General features: G+C 69.4%; 13 protein-coding genes. 3 read left to right on the top strand and 10 right to left on the bottom strand.

Annotation, left to right across the window (positions count from 1 at the left end):
* Positions 1 to 30 precede the first annotated feature (30 nt).
* The 3 genes from ACZ5LB_RS01285 to ACZ5LB_RS01275 all read right to left on the bottom strand — a co-directional run bounded on the left by ACZ5LB_RS01285 (position 31) and on the right by ACZ5LB_RS01275 (position 3,990).
* Complete coding sequence (locus ACZ5LB_RS01285) at positions 31 to 1,692, bottom strand: hybrid sensor histidine kinase/response regulator (RefSeq protein WP_464604355.1); 1,662 nt, start codon at positions 1,690 to 1,692, stop codon at positions 31 to 33.
* A complete protein-coding gene (gene ercA / locus ACZ5LB_RS01280; protein ID WP_464604354.1) occupies positions 1,692 to 2,858 on the bottom strand; it encodes an alcohol dehydrogenase-like regulatory protein ErcA in 1,167 nt (388 codons plus the stop codon). Before ercA ends, ACZ5LB_RS01285 begins: the two co-directional genes overlap by 1 nt.
* A gap of 76 nt (positions 2,859 to 2,934) precedes the next feature.
* Positions 2,935 to 3,990, bottom strand: a complete 1,056-nt coding sequence (locus ACZ5LB_RS01275; protein WP_464604353.1) for an SEL1-like repeat protein — start codon at positions 3,988 to 3,990, stop codon at positions 2,935 to 2,937.
* Between the two features lie 152 nt (positions 3,991 to 4,142).
* Between ACZ5LB_RS01275 and ACZ5LB_RS01270 the strand changes: the two genes are divergently transcribed.
* The gene (locus ACZ5LB_RS01270) at positions 4,143 to 6,194 is read left to right on the top strand and encodes a M3 family metallopeptidase (RefSeq protein WP_464604352.1); all 2,052 of its coding nucleotides are present in this window, start codon (positions 4,143 to 4,145) and stop codon (positions 6,192 to 6,194) included.
* Between the two features lie 439 nt (positions 6,195 to 6,633).
* Entirely contained in the window at positions 6,634 to 6,960 is a 327-nt protein-coding gene (locus tag ACZ5LB_RS01265) for a hypothetical protein (RefSeq protein WP_464604351.1), read from the top strand.
* On the opposite strand, the gene ACZ5LB_RS01260 is transcribed toward ACZ5LB_RS01265, so the two are convergent.
* The 7 genes from ACZ5LB_RS01260 to ACZ5LB_RS01230 all read right to left on the bottom strand — a co-directional run bounded on the left by ACZ5LB_RS01260 (position 6,938) and on the right by ACZ5LB_RS01230 (position 18,191).
* Positions 6,938 to 8,953, bottom strand: a complete 2,016-nt coding sequence (locus ACZ5LB_RS01260; RefSeq protein WP_464604350.1) for a response regulator — start codon at positions 8,951 to 8,953, stop codon at positions 6,938 to 6,940. The genes ACZ5LB_RS01265 and ACZ5LB_RS01260 overlap by 23 nt on opposite strands.
* Positions 8,954 to 8,975: 22 nt before the next feature.
* The gene (locus tag ACZ5LB_RS01255) at positions 8,976 to 9,335 is read right to left on the bottom strand and encodes a response regulator (RefSeq protein WP_464604349.1); all 360 of its coding nucleotides are present in this window, start codon (positions 9,333 to 9,335) and stop codon (positions 8,976 to 8,978) included.
* A complete protein-coding gene (locus ACZ5LB_RS01250) occupies positions 9,332 to 12,313 on the bottom strand; it encodes an MASE1 domain-containing protein (protein ID WP_464604348.1) in 2,982 nt (993 codons plus the stop codon). The genes ACZ5LB_RS01255 and ACZ5LB_RS01250 overlap by 4 nt, the downstream gene beginning before the upstream one ends.
* A 125-nt stretch (positions 12,314 to 12,438) precedes the next feature.
* Positions 12,439 to 13,005 carry an HD domain-containing protein gene (locus ACZ5LB_RS01245; RefSeq protein WP_464604347.1) on the bottom strand — a complete coding sequence of 189 codons (567 nt, stop codon included), beginning with the start codon at positions 13,003 to 13,005 and terminating at the stop codon, positions 12,439 to 12,441.
* 335 nt (positions 13,006 to 13,340) lie between these two features.
* Positions 13,341 to 16,139, bottom strand: coding sequence for a hybrid sensor histidine kinase/response regulator (locus tag ACZ5LB_RS01240; protein ID WP_464604346.1), 2,799 nt, complete (start codon positions 16,137 to 16,139; stop codon positions 13,341 to 13,343).
* Positions 16,140 to 16,767: 628 nt separating this feature from the next.
* On the bottom strand, positions 16,768 to 17,286 hold the full coding sequence (locus ACZ5LB_RS01235) for a helix-turn-helix domain-containing protein (protein WP_464604345.1): 519 nt from the start codon (positions 17,284 to 17,286) through the stop codon (positions 16,768 to 16,770).
* Positions 17,283 to 18,191 (bottom strand): nucleotide-binding protein, encoded by a 909-nt coding sequence (locus tag ACZ5LB_RS01230; protein WP_464604344.1) that lies wholly within the window; start codon positions 18,189 to 18,191, stop codon positions 17,283 to 17,285. Before ACZ5LB_RS01230 ends, ACZ5LB_RS01235 begins: the two co-directional genes overlap by 4 nt.
* Before the next feature lie 157 nt (positions 18,192 to 18,348).
* Between ACZ5LB_RS01230 and ACZ5LB_RS01225 the strand changes: the two genes are divergently transcribed.
* Positions 18,349 to 19,317 carry a sensor domain-containing protein gene (locus ACZ5LB_RS01225; protein ID WP_464604343.1) on the top strand — a complete coding sequence of 323 codons (969 nt, stop codon included), beginning with the start codon at positions 18,349 to 18,351 and terminating at the stop codon, positions 19,315 to 19,317.
* Positions 19,318 to 19,386: the final 69 nt, after the last annotated feature.

The following is a 19,386-nucleotide window of genomic DNA, read 5'->3' as shown; positions in this document are numbered from 1 at the left end:
AATCATACCTTGGCCACGGCCAGGCGCACGCTATTTTCCCCCGTCCAGGACCTCCCTGAGGTGCTCCAGCAGCTCCCGCCGGCTGAAGGGTTTCTGGAGGAACCGCGCGGAGGGCGGCAGCGTTCCCAGGCCGCGGGTGCCTTCCATGGGGTAGCCCGACATGAAGAGCACCTTGGTTCCGGGGCGCTGGTGCAGCAGGGCGCGGCTGAGGTCCACGCCGCCCATGCCGGGCATCACCAGATCCGTGACCAGGGCGTGGATCCCCTGGCCCTCCCGGGCCAGGAACGCCAGCGCCTGCACGGGCCGGGAAAAGGCATGCACCCGGTAGCCCGCGTCCTCCAGGAGGGTGCGGCCCAGGTCCAGGAGGGCCTCCTCGTCCTCCACCAGCAGGATGGTCTCGGTGCCGCCGGGAATGGGGGCTTCGGGGACCTCCGGCCGGTCGCCGCCGCCCGGGTACTGGAAGCGCGGCAGGTGCAGGCGGAAGGTGGAGCCCCGGCCCGGGGCGGATTCCACGGACACGAAGCCGCCGTTCTGGCGGAGGATCCCGTACACCATGGCGAGCCCCAGCCCGGTGCCCTTGCCCACGTCCTTGGTGGTGAAGAACGGTTCGAAGATGTGGCTGAGCACCTCCGGATCCATGCCCCGCCCCGTGTCCGTGACCGACAGCACCACGTAGTCCCCGGGCCGGGCGTCCAGGTGGCGCTGGGCGAAGGTTTCGTCCACGGTCTGGTTGAAGGTCTCCAGGAGGATCGTGCCGGCGCCGGGGAGGGCGTCCCGGGCGTTGACCACGAGGTTCACCAGCGTCTGGCTCACCTGGGAAGGGTCGATCCACACCATCCACAGGGACGTGGCGGGCTTCCACACCAGGGAGTGGTTCTCGCCGATGAGCCTGCGGAGCATGGCCTGGGTTTCGTCCACCAGCGAGTTCAGGTCCACGGGGCGGGGCTCGATGGCCTGCTTGCGCGCGAAGGCCAGGAGCTGGCGCGTGAGGTCGCCGGAATGGGTGGCGGCCTTGCGGATCTGTTCCAGGTGCTGGCGGGGCGGTCCGTCCGCGAAGGCCGGATCCTCCAGGAGCAGGTCCGCGTACCCGATGATGACGCTCAGCATGTTGTTGGTGTCGTGGGCCACGCCCCCGGCGAGCTGCCCGAGGGAATCCAGCTTCTGGGCCTGGCGGAGGATCCCCTCGGCCTGCTTGCGCCCGGTGATGTCGCGGACCACCGCGGCCACCACGTCCTGGCCGTACCAGGTGGCCGGCTTGACCGCCACCTCCACGTCGAAGGGAGCTCTGCCGTCCGCATGCACGGCCTTCAATTCGAAGACCGCGAACCCTTCCTGGTCCAGGTGGGCCATGAGGCCCTGCAGCACCGCGTCGGGCTCGCCCCGGGCCGCATCCGGGATGCTGAGGGTGGACACCTGGCGGCCCAGCAGCGCTTCCCGGGGGAGGCCGAACATGACGGTGGCCGGCTCGTTGGCCTCCAGCACGAGGCCCTTCCGATCGTGGATGAGGATGGCATCGTGGATGCCGTTGAAGACGGAAAGGAGGTTCTCCTGGGAGACCCGCAGGCGCTCGCGCACCTCCTCCAGCTGCTGGAGGCGCTGCTGGAGCTCGGGGTAGAAGCTCTTGCGGCCGGACTCCTCGCCCAGGCCGATGATCCGTTCCCGCATGGCCTCGCGGCCCAGGCGGGCGGGCATCAGAGGGCCTCGAGGAAAAGGGCTTCCAGGTCGGCCACGGAGGGCTCCCGGGGGTTGGTGGCGTTGCAGGGGTCGTCGAAGGCCTTGGCCGCCAGCCGCCCGGCATCCGAGGCGGCGATCCCCCGGGAGGCCAGGCCGCCGGCGATGCCGCAGGCGCCGCGCAGGGCCACCACGTGGTCCACCAGGGCGGAGCGCACCCGCGCATCCGGGAGCCCCTCCACAGGGCATCCCAGGGCTTCCGCCACCCGGCGGAAGCGTTCGGGTGCGGCGGGGAAGTTGAAGTCGAGGACGTGGGGCAAGAGGAGGGCGTTGCACTCCCCGTGGGGCAGGTCCCGGAACCCCCCCAGGCTGTGGGCCATGGCGTGCACCGACCCCAGGCTCGCGTTGGAGAAGGCCAGGCCCGCGTGGAGGCTGGCCTGCATGATCCGGGCGCGCAGCTCCAGGTCGCCGGGATCCCGCACGGATGCGGCCAGGTGGCCCGCCACGAGCCGCATGGCCTCCAGGGCGTGCACGTCCGTGACGGCGGAGTGGGCGTTGGAGACGTAGGCCTCCACCGCGTGCACCAGGGCGTCCAGGCCCGTGCAGGCGGTGAGGAAGGGGCCCAGGGTCACCAGGGTGCCGGGGTCGATGAGCGCCACGTCGGGCACCACCGCCTTGCTGATGATGGCGATCTTCACCTGGGCGGCCAGGTCGTTGATGATGGCGAACTGGGACACGTCCGCCGAGGAGCCGGCGGTGGTGGGCACGCAGATCAGGGGCGGCATGGGCGCGCGCACCTCGTCCACGCCCTCGTACTCCAGGATGGATCCGCCGTTGGTGGCCACGATGCCGATGCCCTTGGCGCAGTCGATGACGCTGCCGCCGCCCACGGCCACGATGAGGTCGCTGCCGCTGGACCGGTACACCCCGACGCCTTCGGCCACTTCCCCGGACCGGGGGTTGGGGGAGACGCCCAGGAAGCGCGTGACCTCCAGGTCCTCCGCCTGGAGGAAGCGGGCCGCCTCGTCGGTCCATCCGGCTCCGTCCACCCCGGCGTCCGACACCAGGAGGACCCGGCGCGCCCCGAGGTTCCGGGCGTAGCGCCCCAGGAGCGTACGCGCGTCCAGCCCGAAAAGGAATTCAGGCGCGACGAACTTGCGCAGTTGAGACAGCACCGGATTGCCCAAAAATCACCCTCGTGGTGTGGATGGACACACCCTACCACGGGCGCCGCGGGCGCAAAGCTGAATTTTGGCGCGCGGGTCAGACCAGGCGCCGGAGGGCCTGGATCTCCTCCTTGACCAGGCGGATGCGCTCATGGGCCAGTTCCACTTCCTCCACCGAGAGGTGCCGGGCCACCAGGTCCTTGTGCTCGGCCGCGAACCGCGCGCCGTTTTCCGCGGCGAGCGATATCCACACGTAGGCCTCGGCCTGGTCCAGGGGGATGCGTTCGTCCTCGTCGAAGCACAGGCCGTGGTGGTGGCTGTAGCCCAGGTGGAACTGGGCCTCGGGATCCCCCCACAGGGCCGCGCGCCGGTACCATGCGGCCGACCCGGGCGCGTCCCCGCCGGTGTAGTGGTCGCCCCAGGGGTTCTGGATGTCCAGGACCACCTGGGCCGCGCTGCAGCCGCCGTGGGCCGACAGCTGGAAGAGCTCCTGGGCCGCCGCCTCGTCCAGGGGCATGCCCAGGCCGCGCAGGTAGCACACGCCCAGGTAGTACGTGGCCAGGGGATCCCCGGCGTCCGCCGCCGCCCGGAAGCGCAGGGCGGCCTCCCGCTCGTCCCGGGCCACGCCGATGCCGTTCTTGAAATAGAAGGCGGTGACCAGCTGGGCCTTCCGGCTGCCCCAGTCCGCGGCGATGCGGTACCAGCGCACGGACTCCCCCAGGTCCCGGGGGATCAGGTCCCCCTCCTCGTACAGGCGGGCCAGCCGCAGCTGGGCGCGCTCGTCCCCGTTCTCCCCTGCCTTGCGCAGCCACCGGATGGCCTGGGCGAAGTCCCGGGGCACGCCGTCGCCCTCCTCGAAGATGCGGGCCAGCTGGAGCTGGGCCTCCACACTGCCGTGCTCGCCGGCCTTGTGGAACCAGGCCAGCGCCTGGGCGGGATCCCGGGGGCAGAATTCCCCCACGCTGGCGCAGTGGCCCAGGAGGTACTGGGCCTCCTGGGACCCCAGGTCCGCGGCCCGCCGCCACCACCGGAGCGCTTCGGCCCCGTCCCTGGGAACCCCGGAGCCGGTGGCGTAGTGCCGGCCCAGGGTCACCTGGGCCGAGGCCAGCCCCAGTTCGGCCTGGGCCCGCAGATCCGGTGTGGGTTCAGTCATTCGCGTGGCCTCGGGGAGGGGGTTGGCTTATTGGGTTGATACGCACCGATTCTAATATTTATTTACAATAATCGGGCCTGGGAAAGGGGAATAATTTGGCTTACGGCCAAGGTTAACATCGTATTATGATGGCTCATTCCCCGAGGCTCCCCATGCGAACGCCCCTGCTCGTTGCCGCTGTGTCCCTCTGCGCCCAGGCCCAGACGGCCAACCCCTTCTTCGCCGAGTGGAAGACGCCCTTCGGCGTGCCGCCCTTCGGGGAGATCAAGGAGGCGCACATGCTGCCCGCCTTCAAGGAGGGCATGGCCCGCCACAAGGCGGAGGTCGAAGCCATCGCCTCCAGCGCGGAAGCGCCCACCTTCGCCAACACCGTGGAGGCCCTGGAGTGCTCGGGGCAGCTCCTGGAGCGGGTGTCCCTGGTGTTCGGGGCGCTCTCGGGCGCTGAAACCACCCCGGCGCTCCAGGCCATCAACCGCGAGCTGGCGCCCCTGCGGTCGGCGCACTACGACGGGATCAACCTGGATCCCCGGCTGTGGCGGCGGGTGAAGGCGGTGTGGGAGCACCGCGAAGGCCTGGCGCCCGAGCAGCTGCGGCTGCTGGAGGACCGGCGCCGCGGGTTCCTGCGCGCCGGCGCGGACCTGGACGAGGCCGGCAAGACCCGCATGCGCGCCCTCAACACCGAGCTCTCGCGCCTGGGCGTCCAGTTCGGCGATCGAATGCTCAAGGCCACCAAGGACTTCAAGCTCACGCTGCACAAGCCCGAGGACCTGGCGGGCCTGCCCCAGGGGGTGCGCGACGCCGCGGCCCGGGGCGGCGCCTGGGTCTTCACCCTGGACGGGCCCAGCATCTGGCCGTTCCTGCAGTACGCCGAGAACCGCGACCTGCGCCGCCAGCTCCTCACCGGCTACCTGGAGCGCTGCCGCGCCGGGGAGACCGACACCCGCGGCCTGGTGAGCCGGATGGCCTCGCTGCGCGTGCTGAAGGCCAAGCTGCTGGGCTACGCCACCTGGGCCGACTACATCCTCGAGGAGAACATGGCCCGGACGCCCGCGGGGGCCTATGGGCTCATGAAGCCCGTGTGGAACGCCTCCCTGGCCAAGGCCCGGGAGGAGCGCGCCGAGCTGCAGGCCGCCATGGCCAAGGACCTGCCCGGCGCCAAGCTCGAGGCCTGGGACTGGCGGTACTACCAGGAGAAGGTGCGCCGCGCGAAGTACGACCTGGACGAGGCGGCCCTCAAGCCCTACTTCAGCCTGGACGCCGTGCGCACGGGCGCCTTCGGGCTGGCCACGCGCCTCTACGGTGTGACGTTCACCGAGGTGAAGGACGTGCCCGTCTACCACCCCGAGGTGCGGGTCTTCGAGGTGAAGGAGAAGGACGGCCGCCATCTGGGCCTGCTCTACACCGACTACCATCCGCGCCCCGGCAAGCGCGGCGGCGCCTGGTGCGGAAGCCTGCGCCCCGGACGCGACCGCCACAAGGTCCCCGCCATCGCCACCAACGTGGCCAACCTCTCCCGGCCCTCCGGGGGCGCCCCCGCGATGCTCACGCCCGACGAGGTGCGCACCCTCTTCCACGAGTTCGGCCACGCCCTGCACGGGCTGTTCTACGCGGGCCAGTACCGCGGCCTGGGCGGCGCGCCCCGGGACTTCGTGGAGCTGCCCAGCCAGATCATGGAGAACTGGGCCATGGAGCCTGAGGTGCTCAAGACCTACGCGCGCCACTGGAAGACCGGCGAGCCGATCCCCGCCGCCCTGGGCGACCGCATCAAGAAGTCCCGCACCTTCGGGGAGGGCTTCGCCACCACCGAATACATGGCGGCCGCCCTGCTGGACATGGACTGGCACACCCTCGCCGACGACGCGCCCCGGGACGCGGACGCGTTCGAGAAGGCGAGCATGGAGAAATGGGGGCTGCTGCCCGAGATCCCGCTGCGGTACCGCACGGCGTTCTTCAACCACATCTGGGGCGGGGGCAACGGGTACAGCGCGGGCTACTACGCCTACATCTGGAGCGCGGTGCTGGACAGCGACGCGTTCCTCGCCTTCAAGGAGAAGGGCGACCTGTACGACGCCGCCACGGCCGCGGCCTTCCGGGCCAAGGTGCTGGAAAAGGGGCAGACGGCGGATCCGGCGCAGCTTTACCGGGATTTCAGGGGGCGGGATCCCAAGGTGGACGCGCTGCTCGAAAAGCGGGGACTCAAGTAGGAGGGTTTTCGCCTTGCGCGGGGGCAGGATGGGCGGGCCCAATTGAGTGAAGACCTCGACCCACACTCACGTTGGCCTTCTTTTGGAAAGGGCCTTGGGACGGGTGGTCGAAGGCCGTCCTGATCCCGTCATCGAGGCAGTTCGAAACGAAAGGACTATCGCCGAGGCGCCGAAAACGCCGAGGTTCGCCGAGAAAAGATCTTGTTTTTTCATCGGCGATCCTCGGCGTCTTCGGCGCCTCGGCGACAAGGCCCTTCGATGGAATTCGCCGGATTCACCGGGTAACCGGTCGGCAGCAGCAGGCTCCAGGCATCTTGGATTTGTCGAGGACACGAAATGAAGTAGCGCCGGGCCGGGCTGGACTGTGGAATCCCGGCTCAGGGAACCTGGGGGGCTCAAAAGTCATTAATAGCCTACGGCGGACCGCCTAGGAGAGCCCATGAGCCAGCAGAACGCCGCCCCGGCGGCGGTGCCAACCCTTGTCCTCAAGGGGCCGCCCAGCGCGGTCCAGGGGGCCAGTGCCCTGGTGCGGGTGGAGGTCCGGGGGGCGTTGCCGGGCCAGTGCGTGGCCCTGCGCGGATGGGTCAATGGGCATAAGGTCTTCGAGGCCCACCGGCTCCTGGAGGGGGCGGATTCCTTCGAGACGGCCATCCCGGTGCCCGTCTTCGGGGAGGTGCAGACGCTGGTGGTTCAGGCCTGCTGCCAGGGCGCCCGGTCCCAGGCCCACGCCGTCCCCCTGCGCCTCAGGACTCCAGGACTTCCCTGACCTTCCCCAGGAGATCCTTGATCCGGAAGGGCTTCTGCAGGAAGTGGGTCTCCTCGCGCATGAGGCCCCGCTTGGCCAGGATGTCCCCGGTGTAGCCGGAGATGAAGAGGACCTTGAACCCCGTGCGGGCCTCCAGGAGGCGGTGCTGGAGCTCCTTCCCGTTCATGCCGGGCATGACCACGTCGGTGATAAGGAGGTGGATCGGCCCTTCGTGACGGGCGGCCAGCAGGACCGTGTCGATGGGATTGGACGCGGCGAGCACCTTGTAGCCCTTCCCTTCCAGGACCAGCCGCATGACGTCCAGCATGGGCTGCTCGTCCTCGGCGATGAGAATGGTCTCGTCGCCTCCCCGCGCGGAGGGCTCCGCGGCCGGGTCCCCCAGGGCGTCCTGGGAATCGTAGGCGGGCAGGTAGATCTTGAAGGACGTCCCCAGGCCCAGGTTGCTGTAGACCGAGACGGCGCCGCCGTTCTGCTTGATGATGCCGTAGACCATGGAAAGGCCGAGCCCGGTGCCCTTGCCTTCGCCCTTGGTGGTGAAGAAGGGTTCGAAGATGTGCGCGAGGGTGAAGGTGTCCATGCCGCAGCCCGTGTCGCTCACCGTGAGCTGCACGTAGTTCCCGGGCGCCAGGCCCCCGAAGATCAGGGCCGAGGTGTCCTCCACCTGGACGTTCTGGGTCTCGATGCTGATGGACCCGGCGCCCGGCAGGGCGTCCCGGGAATTGACCACCAGGTTCGTGAGCAGCTGGCTCACCTGGGAGGGGTCGATGAAAACCTCCCGCAGGCCCGGCCCGGGATGCACGATCAGCTCGATGTCGCGTTCGATCATCCGCTTGAGCATCTTCCGGTTCTCCTCCACGGCCTCGTTGAGGTCCAGGCGCCTGGGCTGGGCCGCCTGCTTGCGGGAGAAGGCCAGGAGCTGCCGGGTGAGGTCCGCGGATCGTTCCGCCGCGGCCTTGATCTCCAGGAGGCGCCTCCGGGCGGGTTCCGGGAGGCCGGGGGTATCGAGGGAGATCTCGGAATTGATGAGGATGACGTTGAGCATGTTGTTGAAATCGTGGGCGACTCCGCCCGCGAGCCGCCCCAGGGCTTCCATCTTCTGGGACTGGAGCAGCTCGGACTCGATGCGCCGCTGCTCGGTGATGTCCTGCATGATGCCGATGAAGTGGGTGATGGCCCCGCCTTCGCCCCGCACCGGCGAGATGGCCGTCTGGAAGAGCCGTTGCATGCCGTTCTTGTGGCGGTCCTGGATTTCGCCCCGCCACACCTGGCCCGAAGCCTGCGGGTCCCACATCGCCCGGGTATCCCCGTCCTTGCGGGTTCCGGATTCCAGGAAGCGGGGCCTGGAGCCGAGGATCTCCCGCCTTTCGAACCCCGTGAGCTCCAGGTAGGCCTGGTTGGCCCATTCGACGATCCCCTGGCGGTCCATGATCAGGATGCCGTTGGCCGCCGCGTCCAGCGCGAAGCTCCGGAGCCGGAGCCGGGCCTCGGCCCGCTGCAGCTCCTCCACCTGCCGGGCCAGGGTCTGGGAGCGCTGGTCCAGCTTCTGGATGAGGCGCTCGTTGTAGAGCTTGAGGAACGAGCCCTCGTCGGTGGGGGCGGGATCCTGCGGCCGGATCTCGCCGGCCTGGGTGCGCGCGACCACGTCCTTCACCTGGCGCAGGAAGGCGTCAGGCTCCATGGGCTTGCGGAGGAAGGCGGCGGCCCCCAGGGAAAGGGCGAAGGCCTCGTCCTCGTCGGACTGGTAGGTGGCCGTGTAGAAGATGAAGGGGATCCTCGCCAGGGCCCCGTCCTCCATCCACGCGCGGCACAGGGAATAGCCGTCCAGCACGGGCATGAGGATATCGGAGATGATCAGGTCGGGCGCCTCCCGGCGGGCCGCCTCCAGGGCCTCCTGGCCGTTGAGGGCCCGGCGCGTGGAATGGCCCTGGCTGCCCAGGACGATTTCCAGGAGCTTGAGGTTCGAAGCGATGTCGTCGACCAGGAGGATCTTCATGTTCGGCTCCCCGGGTTGCGGGTCAGATGAACGAAGCGACGGTGCCCGTGAAGGTCTCGGGGTTGATGGGCTTCTCGATGTATTCGGTGAAGCCTTCCAGCAGGGCCCGCTCCCGGTCCCCGGTCATGGCGTAGCTGGTGATGGCCATGATGGGAGTGCCGGCGGTGCCGGGCAGCGCCCGCAGGGCCTTGACCACCTGGTACCCGTCCATGCCCGGCAGCTGGATGTCCAGGAGGATGAGGTCGAAGGCCTCCGCCCGGGCGAGGGCGATGCCCGAAGGCCCGTCCGTGGCCTCCACCAGGTGCACCTTCAGGGAGCTCAGGAGCATGCGCACCAGCAGGAGGTTGTCCGGGTTGTCTTCGATGACCAGGATGCGTTTCATGATTCCCCTCTAGGCAGGGACAGCGTGAAGGTGGCGCCCCGGCCGGCCTCGCTTTCGGCCAGGATATCGCCGTTCATGAGGCGGGCCAGCCGCCGGCTGAGGGCCAGGCCCAGGCCGGTGCCCTCGTTGCGCCGGGCCAACCCCTCGTCCAGTTGCTCGAATTCCCGGAACAGGCGGTGGAGATCCTGGGCGGCGATGCCGGGCCCCGTGTCCTGGACCCGCACATCCACGCCGGCCTCCCGGAGGTGGATGCCCACGGTGACGCGTCCGGTTTCCGTGAACTTCACGGCGTTGGAGAGCAGGTTCAGGAAGATCTGGGACACCCGCCGCCGGTCGCCGGTCATGGGCAGCGCCCCGGGGAAGGCGTCCTGGACCAGGTCCAGGCCCTTGGCCGCCGCGGCGGGGGCCAGGGTCTCCATGGACTCCCGCAGCGTCTGCACCAGATCGTAGGGCTGGGAGGCCAGGCGCATTTCCGCAGCTTCGATCTTGGAGAGATCCAGCACGTCGTTGATAAGGTCCAGCAGGTGCCGGCCGTTGCGCTGGACGATGCGCAGGGGTTCCTCCTGCTGGGGCTGCAGGGGGCCGGCCATGCCCCCCAGCAGGACGCCCGTGAAGCCGATGACGGAGTTGAGCGGGGTGCGCAATTCGTGGGACATGGCCGACAGGAAGGCGGACTTGGCGCGGTCCGCGGCCTGGGCGCGCTCCACGGCCAGGGCCAGGTCCTCGTTGGCCTCCCGCAGGAGGGCCGTGCGTTCCTCGACGCTGCGCTCCAGCCCGGCGGCATGGGCCTTCAGGCGCTCGTGGAGCAGCGCGTTCTGGAGGCCCGTGGACACCTGCGCCGCCAGCGTCTCCAGGAACGTGGCCTCGGCCCCGTACGCCCGGGGGCTGCCCGAGCCCAGGACGAGCCGGCCCAGGTCCTGGCCCGCCTTCATCAGGGGGAGGATCGCCAGGGACGCCAGGCCCGGGGCCCTGAACCGCGGATCCGCCGCGGCGTCCTCCACGTAGACGGCCCGGCCGTCCAGGGGGCCCAGGGCGCCGGTGCCCAGATCCCCCGCCTCGTCCAAGGCCGCCGCGCCCGGGGCCTGGACGCTGTCCAGGAGCTGGAGCGCGGCCCCCTCCCGCAGGTAGAGCGCCGCCAGGTCCGACCCCGTGGCCGCCAGGGTGCCCTGGAGGGCGGCCTGGGAGCAGGCGGCCACATCCAGCGTCGTGGTGAGGCGGATGCCCAGCTCGTTCATGGCCGAAAGTTGGGCGGCCCGCCGGAGGAGCGCCGCCTCCGCCAGCTTCTGGTCGGTGATGTCCTCGCCCAGGCTGATGGTGCCGATGATGGTGCCGGCCCGGTCCCGGAGGATGGTGTTGTTCCACCGGATGAGCCTGCGCCCGCCGTCGCGGGTGAGGATCTCGTTCTCGTTGTGGATCTGGATCTCGCCCATGTGCAGGGAGGCGTCCAGGGCCGCCCCCACCCGGGCCCGGTCCTCCGGAGGCACGAACACGGCGAACCAGTTCTGGCCCAGCACCTCCTCCCGGGACCGGCCCGTGAGCCAGAGCAGGTGGTCGTTGCAGAAGGTGATGGTGGCCTGGGCGTCCAGGGACACGGCCACGAGCTTCACCGTCTCCAGGGTCGCCCGGAACCGGCGTTCGGATTCGGCCAGATCCATGCGGGTCTCCATGCCCGCCAGCGCGTACCCCAAGTCTCCGGCCAGTTCACCCAGCAACCGGCCCTCCTCGGCGCCCAGGGGGGCCGGTTCCCCGTAGGCGGCCATGAGAGCGCCCACGGCCCTTCCGCCCTGGAGGATCGGAAAGGCGCAGTGGGCCTGGTACCCCAGGGCCAGGGCCTCCTCCCGCCAGGGGGCGAAGGCGGGATCGTTCAGGCAGGGTGGAAAGACGGCGCCCTGGCCGGCGGGGGCGTCCGAATCGGGAATCGCCAGGCCGCCCAGGTGGCCGAAGGCGGTCCCCGGCACCACGCACCCCGTGGCCTCCTCCTTGAACCCCAGCCAGGCCAATTGGAACCCGCCCATTTCCACCAGGAGGCGACAGGTCTCCCGCAGGAGCGTGGGGCGGTCCTCGGAATGGACGATCGCCTGGTTCACCTCCGAGAGGGTCCGGTAGAGGCGGTTCTGGATGCGCAGGCGATCCTCCAGCCGCTGGCGTTCCTGCAGCGCGGAACCCAGCACGAGGGTGGTGATGGCCAGCGTGCAGATGAAGCCCTGCTGCAGGAGGAGCGACCCGTTCAGGGGACCGGGAAGCAGGAAGGGCCCCGCGCCCAGCACCGTGGACGTGGTGGCCAGGATGGACAGGAGGGCCACCAGGCTCGACGCGTAGAAGGGTCCGAGCCGAGAGGTGCTCAGGACCAGGAGCGGGAAGAAGAAGAAGGCGAGGGGGGGCAGGAAGGGACAGACCCCGTACCAGAAGGCCAGGATCAACCCGGCCGCCAGCAGGGCGTCCCGGTGCACCTTCCGGGGCAGGGCGGCCAGTTGCCGCCTGCGGAAGGTGAGGAGCATGGGGGTCAGGACCAGGGCGCCCGCGGCGTCGCCCAGCCACCACGACGCGCCGACGGCCTGGAACAGGGGCCAGCGGCCCGTGGCCGCGCAGTAGACCAGGGTCCCCACCAGGGCGCTGACCAGAGTCGCCAGAACCGCGCCCCCCAGGATGAACTGGAGGACATGGGCCACGCGGGAGAAGGGATGGCGGGTGCCCGTGAACCGCTCGATGAGGTAGCCGGCCAGGAGGGCCTCGGCGGCGTTGCCCAGGGCCGTGGCCAGGGAGGCGCCCACCGCGAGGGCGGGGGACAGGCCGAGGCGGCCGAGGATCAGGCCGTTGGCCAGGAAGGCCCCCAGGAGGACGGCGGGCCAGATGCCGGGGCCGTACCGCATGCGGGCGGCGATGGCCAGCCCCGTGGGGATCCACACGGCCGTGGCGTTGGAGCCCGGCAGGGCCAGGGCGTGTCCCAGGGCGGCCAGTACGAAATAGGCTGCGGCCAAGCCCGCCTGATGGACGGGTGGAAGACGTTTCCAGGGAACGTGCCAGTGGGGCTTCATGGGTGGCCGCCGGGGTCGAATGATTGCGATGTTCAATTATACCCTGGAACCCTGCCTGGACGGAGCCTTCACTGGGGCGCCAGCCCCAATTCCGCCGCGTTGGCGTGCAGGACGTCCACCACCCGCTGGAAATGCTCGTCCTCGGTGCCTCCGATGCGCTCGGAGAGCCGCCGGAAGCCTTCGAGCATCTCCTCCCGGTTCACGCCCGCGGCGAAGGCGGGGGTCTTCATCTTCTTGCGGATGCTCCGGGGCTCGAGGCCCTCGGTGCGCTGGGGCCGCACCAGGGCGCAGGCGGTGACGAAGCCCGTGACCTCGTCCGAGGCCACCAGGGCGCGCTCCAGGAGGTCCTCGGGGTGGATGCCGGTGCGCTCCCAGGCGTGGGCGGCCACGGCCCGGGCCAGGGCCGTCTCGCCTCGGGCCTCCAGCCACGCCACGATGCGCGCGGGATGCTCCTCGGGCCAGCGATCGTAGTCGGCGTCGTGGAGCAGGCCGGCCAGGGCGAAGGGCCGCGGGTCCTGGCCCAGGCGCCGGGCCAGGTCCTCCATCACCAGCTCCACGCCCCGCGCGTGGATGCGCAGGCGCTCGGAGGGTGTCCAGTCGCAAACCAGGGTCCAGGCCTCTTCACGCGTGAGCATCGGGTCCTCCGCAACCATTCTAGGAGGCTGTCCAAGTATTCCTCGGCCCCGCGATGATGGCACCGGCCATGGCAAGACAAGGCACGCGAGGAGAGCGATTCGGGTAATCGTTCGACGAGCGTAACGCGGGATTGCCGTGGCCGATGATCTTGTCATCACTTAGGTCCACTTGATGTGGACCTAAGTCGTGACAAGATCCCGTAGGGCGGCGCCTGGAAGCCCGCTTCTCGTGTGCAAGCCCCTTGAAAATATGACCCATATTTCCTGCGGGCCTTGCGCTCGATAATCGGGCTTCCAGGCGCCGTCGCGGGGCCGAGTAATACATGGACAGCCTCCTAGGCCAGTTCGCGGATCTTCCTGGCCAGCTCGCGCACGGAGAACGGCTTGTGGAGAAGCCCCACCGTGGGCCGGCCCTCCACCAGGGCGCGGGACGCGGCGTCCACGTATCCCGAGGACACCAGGATCTTCTGGGTGGGACGTTGCTCCAGGATCCGCACGAGCACTTCGTCGCCGGTCATGCCGGGCATGTTGAGGTCGAGGATCACCAGGTCGAAGGTGTCCGGGCCCGCCAGCACGTCCAGGGCCGCCGCGCCGCTCTCCACGCAGGTCACCAGGTGCCCCTGCCAGTGCAGGACATCGGTGACGGACTCGCGCAGCAGTTCGTCGTCGTCCACCACCAGGATCTGCAGGCCCCGCACCGCGGGCCCCTCGGGCGCCACCGGGGGTTCCGCAGGCCGGCCCTCGGAACCGGGGAAGGCCAGGCACACCCGGGTGCCCTCCCCGGGGCGGCTGGCGATGGCCAGGGTTCCCCGGTGGGCCTGCACGGTGCCGTACACCATGGCCAGGCCCAGGCCGGTGCCCTTGCCGGCGGGCTTGGTGGTGAAGAAGGGCTCCGTGGCGCGCTGGACGACCTCCTCGGGCATGCCCACCCCGGTGTCCTCCACCTCCAGCAGCACCTCCCCCCCGGGACCGTTGGCGGTGCGCAGGGTGATGGTCCCCCCCTGGGGCAGGGCGTCCACGCTGTTGACGCAGATGTTCATGACGGCGTGGTTGAGGGCGCCGGGATCCCCTTCCACCGTGCGCAGGCCCGGGTCGAGCTCGGTGACGAACCGCACCTTCTGGAGCGTGGTGCGGCCCAGGAGGCCCACCACTTCCTCCACCTGCCGGTTGAGGTCCACCGGAACGATCTCGCCCAGGTCCCTCCGGGCGAAGCACAGCAGCCCCTGCACCACCCCGCGCCCGCGCAGGCAGGCCTGGCGGATGGTCTCCATGGACCGGTTCCCGGGGTCGCGCTCCGTCTCCAGGGAGGCCAGGCCCAGGATGGCGCCCAGCACGTTGTTCAGGTCATGGGCCACGCCGCCGGCGAGGTTGCCCAGGCTCTCGAGCCGCCGGGACTGCTGCAGGCGCAGCTCGAGGTCGCGCTGCTGCTCCTCCTGCCGGCGCAGGCGGGTGATGTCCCGGGCGTAGCCCAGCACGCCCTCGATGCGCCCCTGGGCGTCCCGCAGGGGCGCGTGGAGGACGTCCAGGACCCGCGTCTCGCCGTCCTGGGGGGAGCGAAGGGTCGCTTCGCGGCTCACCACCTCGCCGGCCAGGGCGTCCTCCTCGCCCTTGCGGATCTCCAGGCGGGCCGCGGAGGGCGGCCCGGGCAGGAATTCCGAAGTGGTGCGGCCGATGATGCCCGTGGGCGCCTGCCCGATGAAGCCGGCCATGGCCCGGTTGACCAGGAGGTAGACGCCCGCGAGGTCCTTGGCGTAGATGAAGTCCGGCGTGGAGTCGATGATGGACCGCAGGAGCTCGCGCAACCGCTCCTGTTCGGCCTCGGCGCGCCTGCGGCGGTCCTCCTTGTCCAGGTCCTCCAGGGCGAAGGTGATGTCCTCGCACACCTCCTCCAGGAGGGCGATTTCCGGGGGGCCGAAGAACCCGGCCTCCTCGGCGTAGATGGCCAGGACGCCGAAGACCGTCCCGTCGCCCTTGCGCAGGGGGAAGGCCCCCGCGGCCCGGAAACCCAGCTCCAGGCCCTCTTGCCGCCAGGGCGCGGTGTGGGGGTCCTCGTTGAAGTCGTAGGCGAGGACGGGGCGTCCCTCCCGGTAGGCCCGCCCCAGGGTGCCCTGGCCCTCGGGACGGTCCCCGGTGGCGTAGACCTCCAGGGACGCCACCCACCTCTCGGGGGCGCCGTGGCTGGCCAGGGCCCGGAAGCGGCCCGTCTCCGGTTCGGGCACGGCGATCCACGCCCCCCAGAAGCCGCCGCCCTCCACCAGGTCCCGGCAGATGCGCTGGTAGAGCTCCGCCGGCGACTGCACGCGGACGATGGACTGGTTCACCTGGCTCAGGGCCGCGTAGAGCCGGTTGGCGCGGCCCAGCGCCTCCTCGCCGGCCTTGCGGGCGGTGATGTCCTCGATCACGGTGAGGATCCGCAGGCCGCCCTCCAGGTCCAGCAGGTCGGCCGAGACCCGGCCCACCATCTCCGCCCCGCCCCGGGTGCGGAAACGGGCCTCCATGCCCTCCACCCGGCCCTCGGTGCGCAGCTGCTCCAGGTAGGCGCCCCGGGCCTCCTGCGAAACCCAGAAGTCCGCCGCGGATCGACCGGCCAGTTCCTCCCGGGTGTAGCCCATCAGGGTGAGCAGGGTGTCGTTGACCTCCTCCACCTCGCCGCCGGGGAACCTCCCCAGGATGATGCTGGAGGGGTTGGACCGGAAGATCCGCTCGAACTTGTCCTCGGCCAGCCTCAGGGCCTCCTCGGCCTGGGCCGCCGCGGTCACGTCCCTCACCACGGCGATCACGCACCCGCCGGCCCGGGTGAGGCGCACCTCGCTCCAGAAAAGGGAACCGTCCGCCCGGCGTGAACGCCAGGGGACCTCCACGCTTTCGTTGACGCCCAGGCTCAGGATCCAGGCCCGGGCGTCGGCCAGGGTGTAGCCCTCCCCCCCGGCGCAGAGCAGTTCCAGATCCAATTCCGCCAGGGCCTCGGTGGAATGGCCGAACATCTCCAGGCAGGCCCGGTTCACTTCCAGGATCCGGCCGGACTCCGCGTCGTGGACGAGGACCGCGTCCGGCAGGGCATCAAGGATGAGTGAATAGTCGAGGAGCGTGCGCCCGGATCGGTTCTCCAGCAACTGTGCCCCAATGGGGAACATGACTCTCCTTGTCTCAGGTCCTGCGTGGTCGTCGTACGGGTTGGTGCCCCATTATGCATGATTGGGAATGACTGGCCACCCTAGAGCGGGTATGGCTTTTTCTTGATGTCTGAAACGGGTTGGCCACTACCCGGTCGTTTCGGAGCATGGCGCAACCCGGAATCGCTTTACGTCAGCCCACGAACCCGTCGCTCCTCGAACACGAAGCAAAAAGACTAAACGCTGGGGCGCAGAGATCTCGCTGGGGCGCTGGGAGTTGAAATTCGTGTGTCAACCGCTCAGGAATTTTCATCCTTTTCTTTTCCCAGCGCCCCAGCGAGCCCCCAGCGCCCCAGCGTTTCAGCTTTTCGATGGTCTCCCCGATCCGCTCCTTACCATCCCGAACTCCAGGGGCAAAATTCCAGGTTCATGGTCCGTGAGGCCAATACCATCTGCACAAGCGTTGTCATTTCGCCCGATCCGCCGAAAAGGGAGCTGCTGCGCCTTACGCCCAAGAACGTTGATATCAGTAAATAAATCCAGCTTTTGCAACAGCTATTTGAAGCCCGAAATTTTCGTACCGACCCCATTTGGCTAATGGCAAGCGTTCATTCTGAGGTTTCATGGCACCGATTGGTGCCGTTCCCCGCTAGCCCTTTCCCCGCCACCCCTGGAAGCGCTGCGCGTAGTCGGCCACCGTGGTTCCCGGGTCCAGGCCCAGGGCGGCGAGGTAGGCGGTGAGGTAGCCCCGCACGATCACCGCCGCCGAGGGCAGGTCCCGGAACCGCTCCTCCTCCAGGGCCTCCAGGTAGGCGCCGCGGACGTTGGTTTCGGCGGCCATGCGTTCCAGGGTGAACCCCGCGGCCTCCCGGGCCCGGCGCAGGGCGGGGCCGTCCAGGGCGCGGCCGGGTTCCCGCACCGCCTCCGGCACGGGCCGGGGCGCCGGCTGGGGCGCGTCCAGGATGCCGCAGAGCTCGGCGTAGGCGGCCTCCACCTCCGCCAGGATCCGGGCCTGGGCCTCCGGCTCGAACTCGTCCATGGCGGGCAGCCCGGAACCCGAATAGAGGCCCTTGAGGAAGGTGTAGGCGCGCCGGACGTCGTCCAGGCCGCACCCCGCGTCCACCTCCAGGATCTCGCGGCAGCGGGCCTCCCCCAGGGGCGCGGTCATGGCCGGGCCTCCCGGGCGGCGCGGGTCTTGAGGATGGCGTCCAGGACGGAATCCAGGTCGTTGCGCAGGGCGAAGGAGGCCCCCTTGAGCACCAGGGACGGCCCCTGGCCGAACAGGCTCCACAGGTCCTTGTCGTGATGGATGAACCCCGCCAGCTCCGTGGGCACCCGGAAGAACTTCACCACCGCGCTCCGGGCCCCGCGGCCCTGGTCCACCTGGCGGAACTCGCGCACGTCGTTGAGCACCAGGTGCAGGGCCAGCTTGGCGTTCTCCCGCGCGTAGGCCTCCCCGAAGACCGGGGAGAGGTCCGAGAGGTGCCGGGCCAGGTCCTGGACGGTGGCGATGCCGTGGGCGGCGCGATCCTTCCAGATGGCCCGGGCCCGGTCGCGCAGGTGCGCCTCGGCCAGGACCGAGCTGAGCTGGCGGAACTGGAGGTTCTTCACGAAGAGGTAGAAATTCTCGATGGAGAGCGGCTCGGGGGTGATGACGGCCACCTTCACGTCGGCCAGAAGGAAGGCGTCCAGGGTGTCGTACTGGGTGCCCGCCCCCAGGTCCAGGATCACGTGGTCGGCCTCCAGGCGCCTGAGGTGGCGGAACAGCTTGAGCTTCTGGGCCGAGTTCATGCCGTCGGTATTGGCTGAATTGAGGTTGCCGGGCACCAGGCGCAAACCGGGGATCCGGGTCTCCAGGGCGAGCTCCTCCAGGGTGGCCTTGCCGTCCAGGAAGCGGCCCAGGTTCGCCGGGGGGTTCCGCAGCCCGCAATAGGTGTGCTGGTTGGCGCCGCCGAAGTCCGCGTCCACCAGGATCACCCGCCCCGAGCGCTCCGCGAGCCGGATGGCGAGACCGTTGGACACCAGGCTCTTGCCCGTGCCTCCTTTGCCGCCCCCCACCGCCCAAATCAGCATGAAATCCCTATAGGAATATACGGATCCACCCTAACAGAATCGGACCAGTCAGGTTAGGCCCGAGGGCTCCCCGGCCTTGCCTGGAAGAAGATGTTGAAAATTTTATATAGCGGGGAGGGATTGTTGACATATTCTAGGAAATATTACAGGGAAGCTCATGGATCCAGCCAAAGACGTGACCGGACCCTCCCACTTCCACACTTGGAAGGAACCCCGAGAGGTCGCCAAGAGACTTAAAATCCTCATCAAGGCCATCGAGCAGAGCCCTGTTTCCGTCATCATCACGGACCCCCACGGCGTGATCGAGTATGTGAACCCCAAGTTCACCCAGGTGACGGGCTACGCCCTGGAGGAGGCGGTGGGCCAGACCCCGCGCATCCTCAACGGCGGCTTCCTCACCCGGGACTTCTACAAGAACATGTGGGACACGATCCTGGAAGGCCGCGAGTGGCACGGGCTCTTCCACAACCGCACCAAGGCCGGCGACCTGGTGTGGGAGCTGGCCTCCATCTCCCCCATCCGGGACGACGACGGCACGATCACCCACTTCGTGGGGGTCAAGGAGGACATCACCGAGCTCAAGCGGCTGCAGGACCAGATGGCCCACATGGCCCACCACGACCAGCTCACGGGCCTGCCCAACCGGTTCCTGTTCCTGGACCGCCTGGGCCAGATGCTCGCCCAGGCCCGGCGCCGGGAGACCTTCTTCGCGGTGCTCTACCTGGACCTGGACGACTTCAAGGCCGTCAACGACACCCTCGGCCACGCCGCCGGCGACAGCCTCCTGACCGCGGTGGCCCAGCGGCTCCTGGGCTGCGTGCGGGAAACCGACACCGTGAGCCGCATGGGCGGGGACGAGTTCACCATCCTCCTGGCCGACATCCAGGACCTGGCCGACGTGCAGCGCATCGTGGACACGATCCTCAAGGCCATCTCGGCCCCCTTCACCCTCGGGGACACGCCCTGCCGCGTGGGGGTGTCCATCGGCGTGGCCATCTACCCCCTGGACGGCCTGGACACGGACCCCCTGCTGTCGGCCGCCGACACCGCCCTCTACAAGGTCAAGGCCGGAGGCCGGGGCGGTTCCTGCTTCCCCGCGCTCCACCAGGAGCGTCCGCCGGTCTAGCAGCCCGTCTACGTGATGGCCCGGGTCCCTACATTTCGCCCCGTTCGTCGCGGGAGTTGCTGTCGCAAC

It is taken from the genome of Mesoterricola sp. MK458, assembly GCF_055384935.1.
Note: the sequence above shows the minus strand (reverse complement) of the source record. Positions and strands in the feature narration are given on the sequence as shown.

Excerpts from the sequence above, each read along its gene's own strand:
- ACZ5LB_RS01285 (WP_464604355.1), bottom strand. The coding sequence starts at position 1,692 with ATGCCCGCCCGCCTGGGCCGCGAGGCCATGCGGGAACGGATCATCGGC.
- ACZ5LB_RS01275 (WP_464604353.1), bottom strand. The coding sequence starts at position 3,990 with ATGACTGAACCCACACCGGATCTGCGGGCCCAGGCCGAACTGGGGCTG.
- ACZ5LB_RS01270 (WP_464604352.1), top strand. The coding sequence starts at position 4,143 with ATGCGAACGCCCCTGCTCGTTGCCGCTGTGTCCCTCTGCGCCCAGGCC.
- ACZ5LB_RS01265 (WP_464604351.1), top strand. The coding sequence starts at position 6,634 with ATGAGCCAGCAGAACGCCGCCCCGGCGGCGGTGCCAACCCTTGTCCTC.
- ACZ5LB_RS01260 (WP_464604350.1), bottom strand. The coding sequence starts at position 8,953 with ATGAAGATCCTCCTGGTCGACGACATCGCTTCGAACCTCAAGCTCCTG.
- ACZ5LB_RS01255 (WP_464604349.1), bottom strand. The coding sequence starts at position 9,335 with ATGAAACGCATCCTGGTCATCGAAGACAACCCGGACAACCTCCTGCTG.
- ACZ5LB_RS01245 (WP_464604347.1), bottom strand. The coding sequence starts at position 13,005 with ATGCTCACGCGTGAAGAGGCCTGGACCCTGGTTTGCGACTGGACACCC.
- ACZ5LB_RS01240 (WP_464604346.1), bottom strand. The coding sequence starts at position 16,139 with ATGTTCCCCATTGGGGCACAGTTGCTGGAGAACCGATCCGGGCGCACG.
- ACZ5LB_RS01235 (WP_464604345.1), bottom strand. The coding sequence starts at position 17,286 with ATGACCGCGCCCCTGGGGGAGGCCCGCTGCCGCGAGATCCTGGAGGTG.
- ACZ5LB_RS01230 (WP_464604344.1), bottom strand. The coding sequence starts at position 18,191 with ATGCTGATTTGGGCGGTGGGGGGCGGCAAAGGAGGCACGGGCAAGAGC.
- ACZ5LB_RS01225 (WP_464604343.1), top strand. The coding sequence starts at position 18,349 with ATGGATCCAGCCAAAGACGTGACCGGACCCTCCCACTTCCACACTTGG.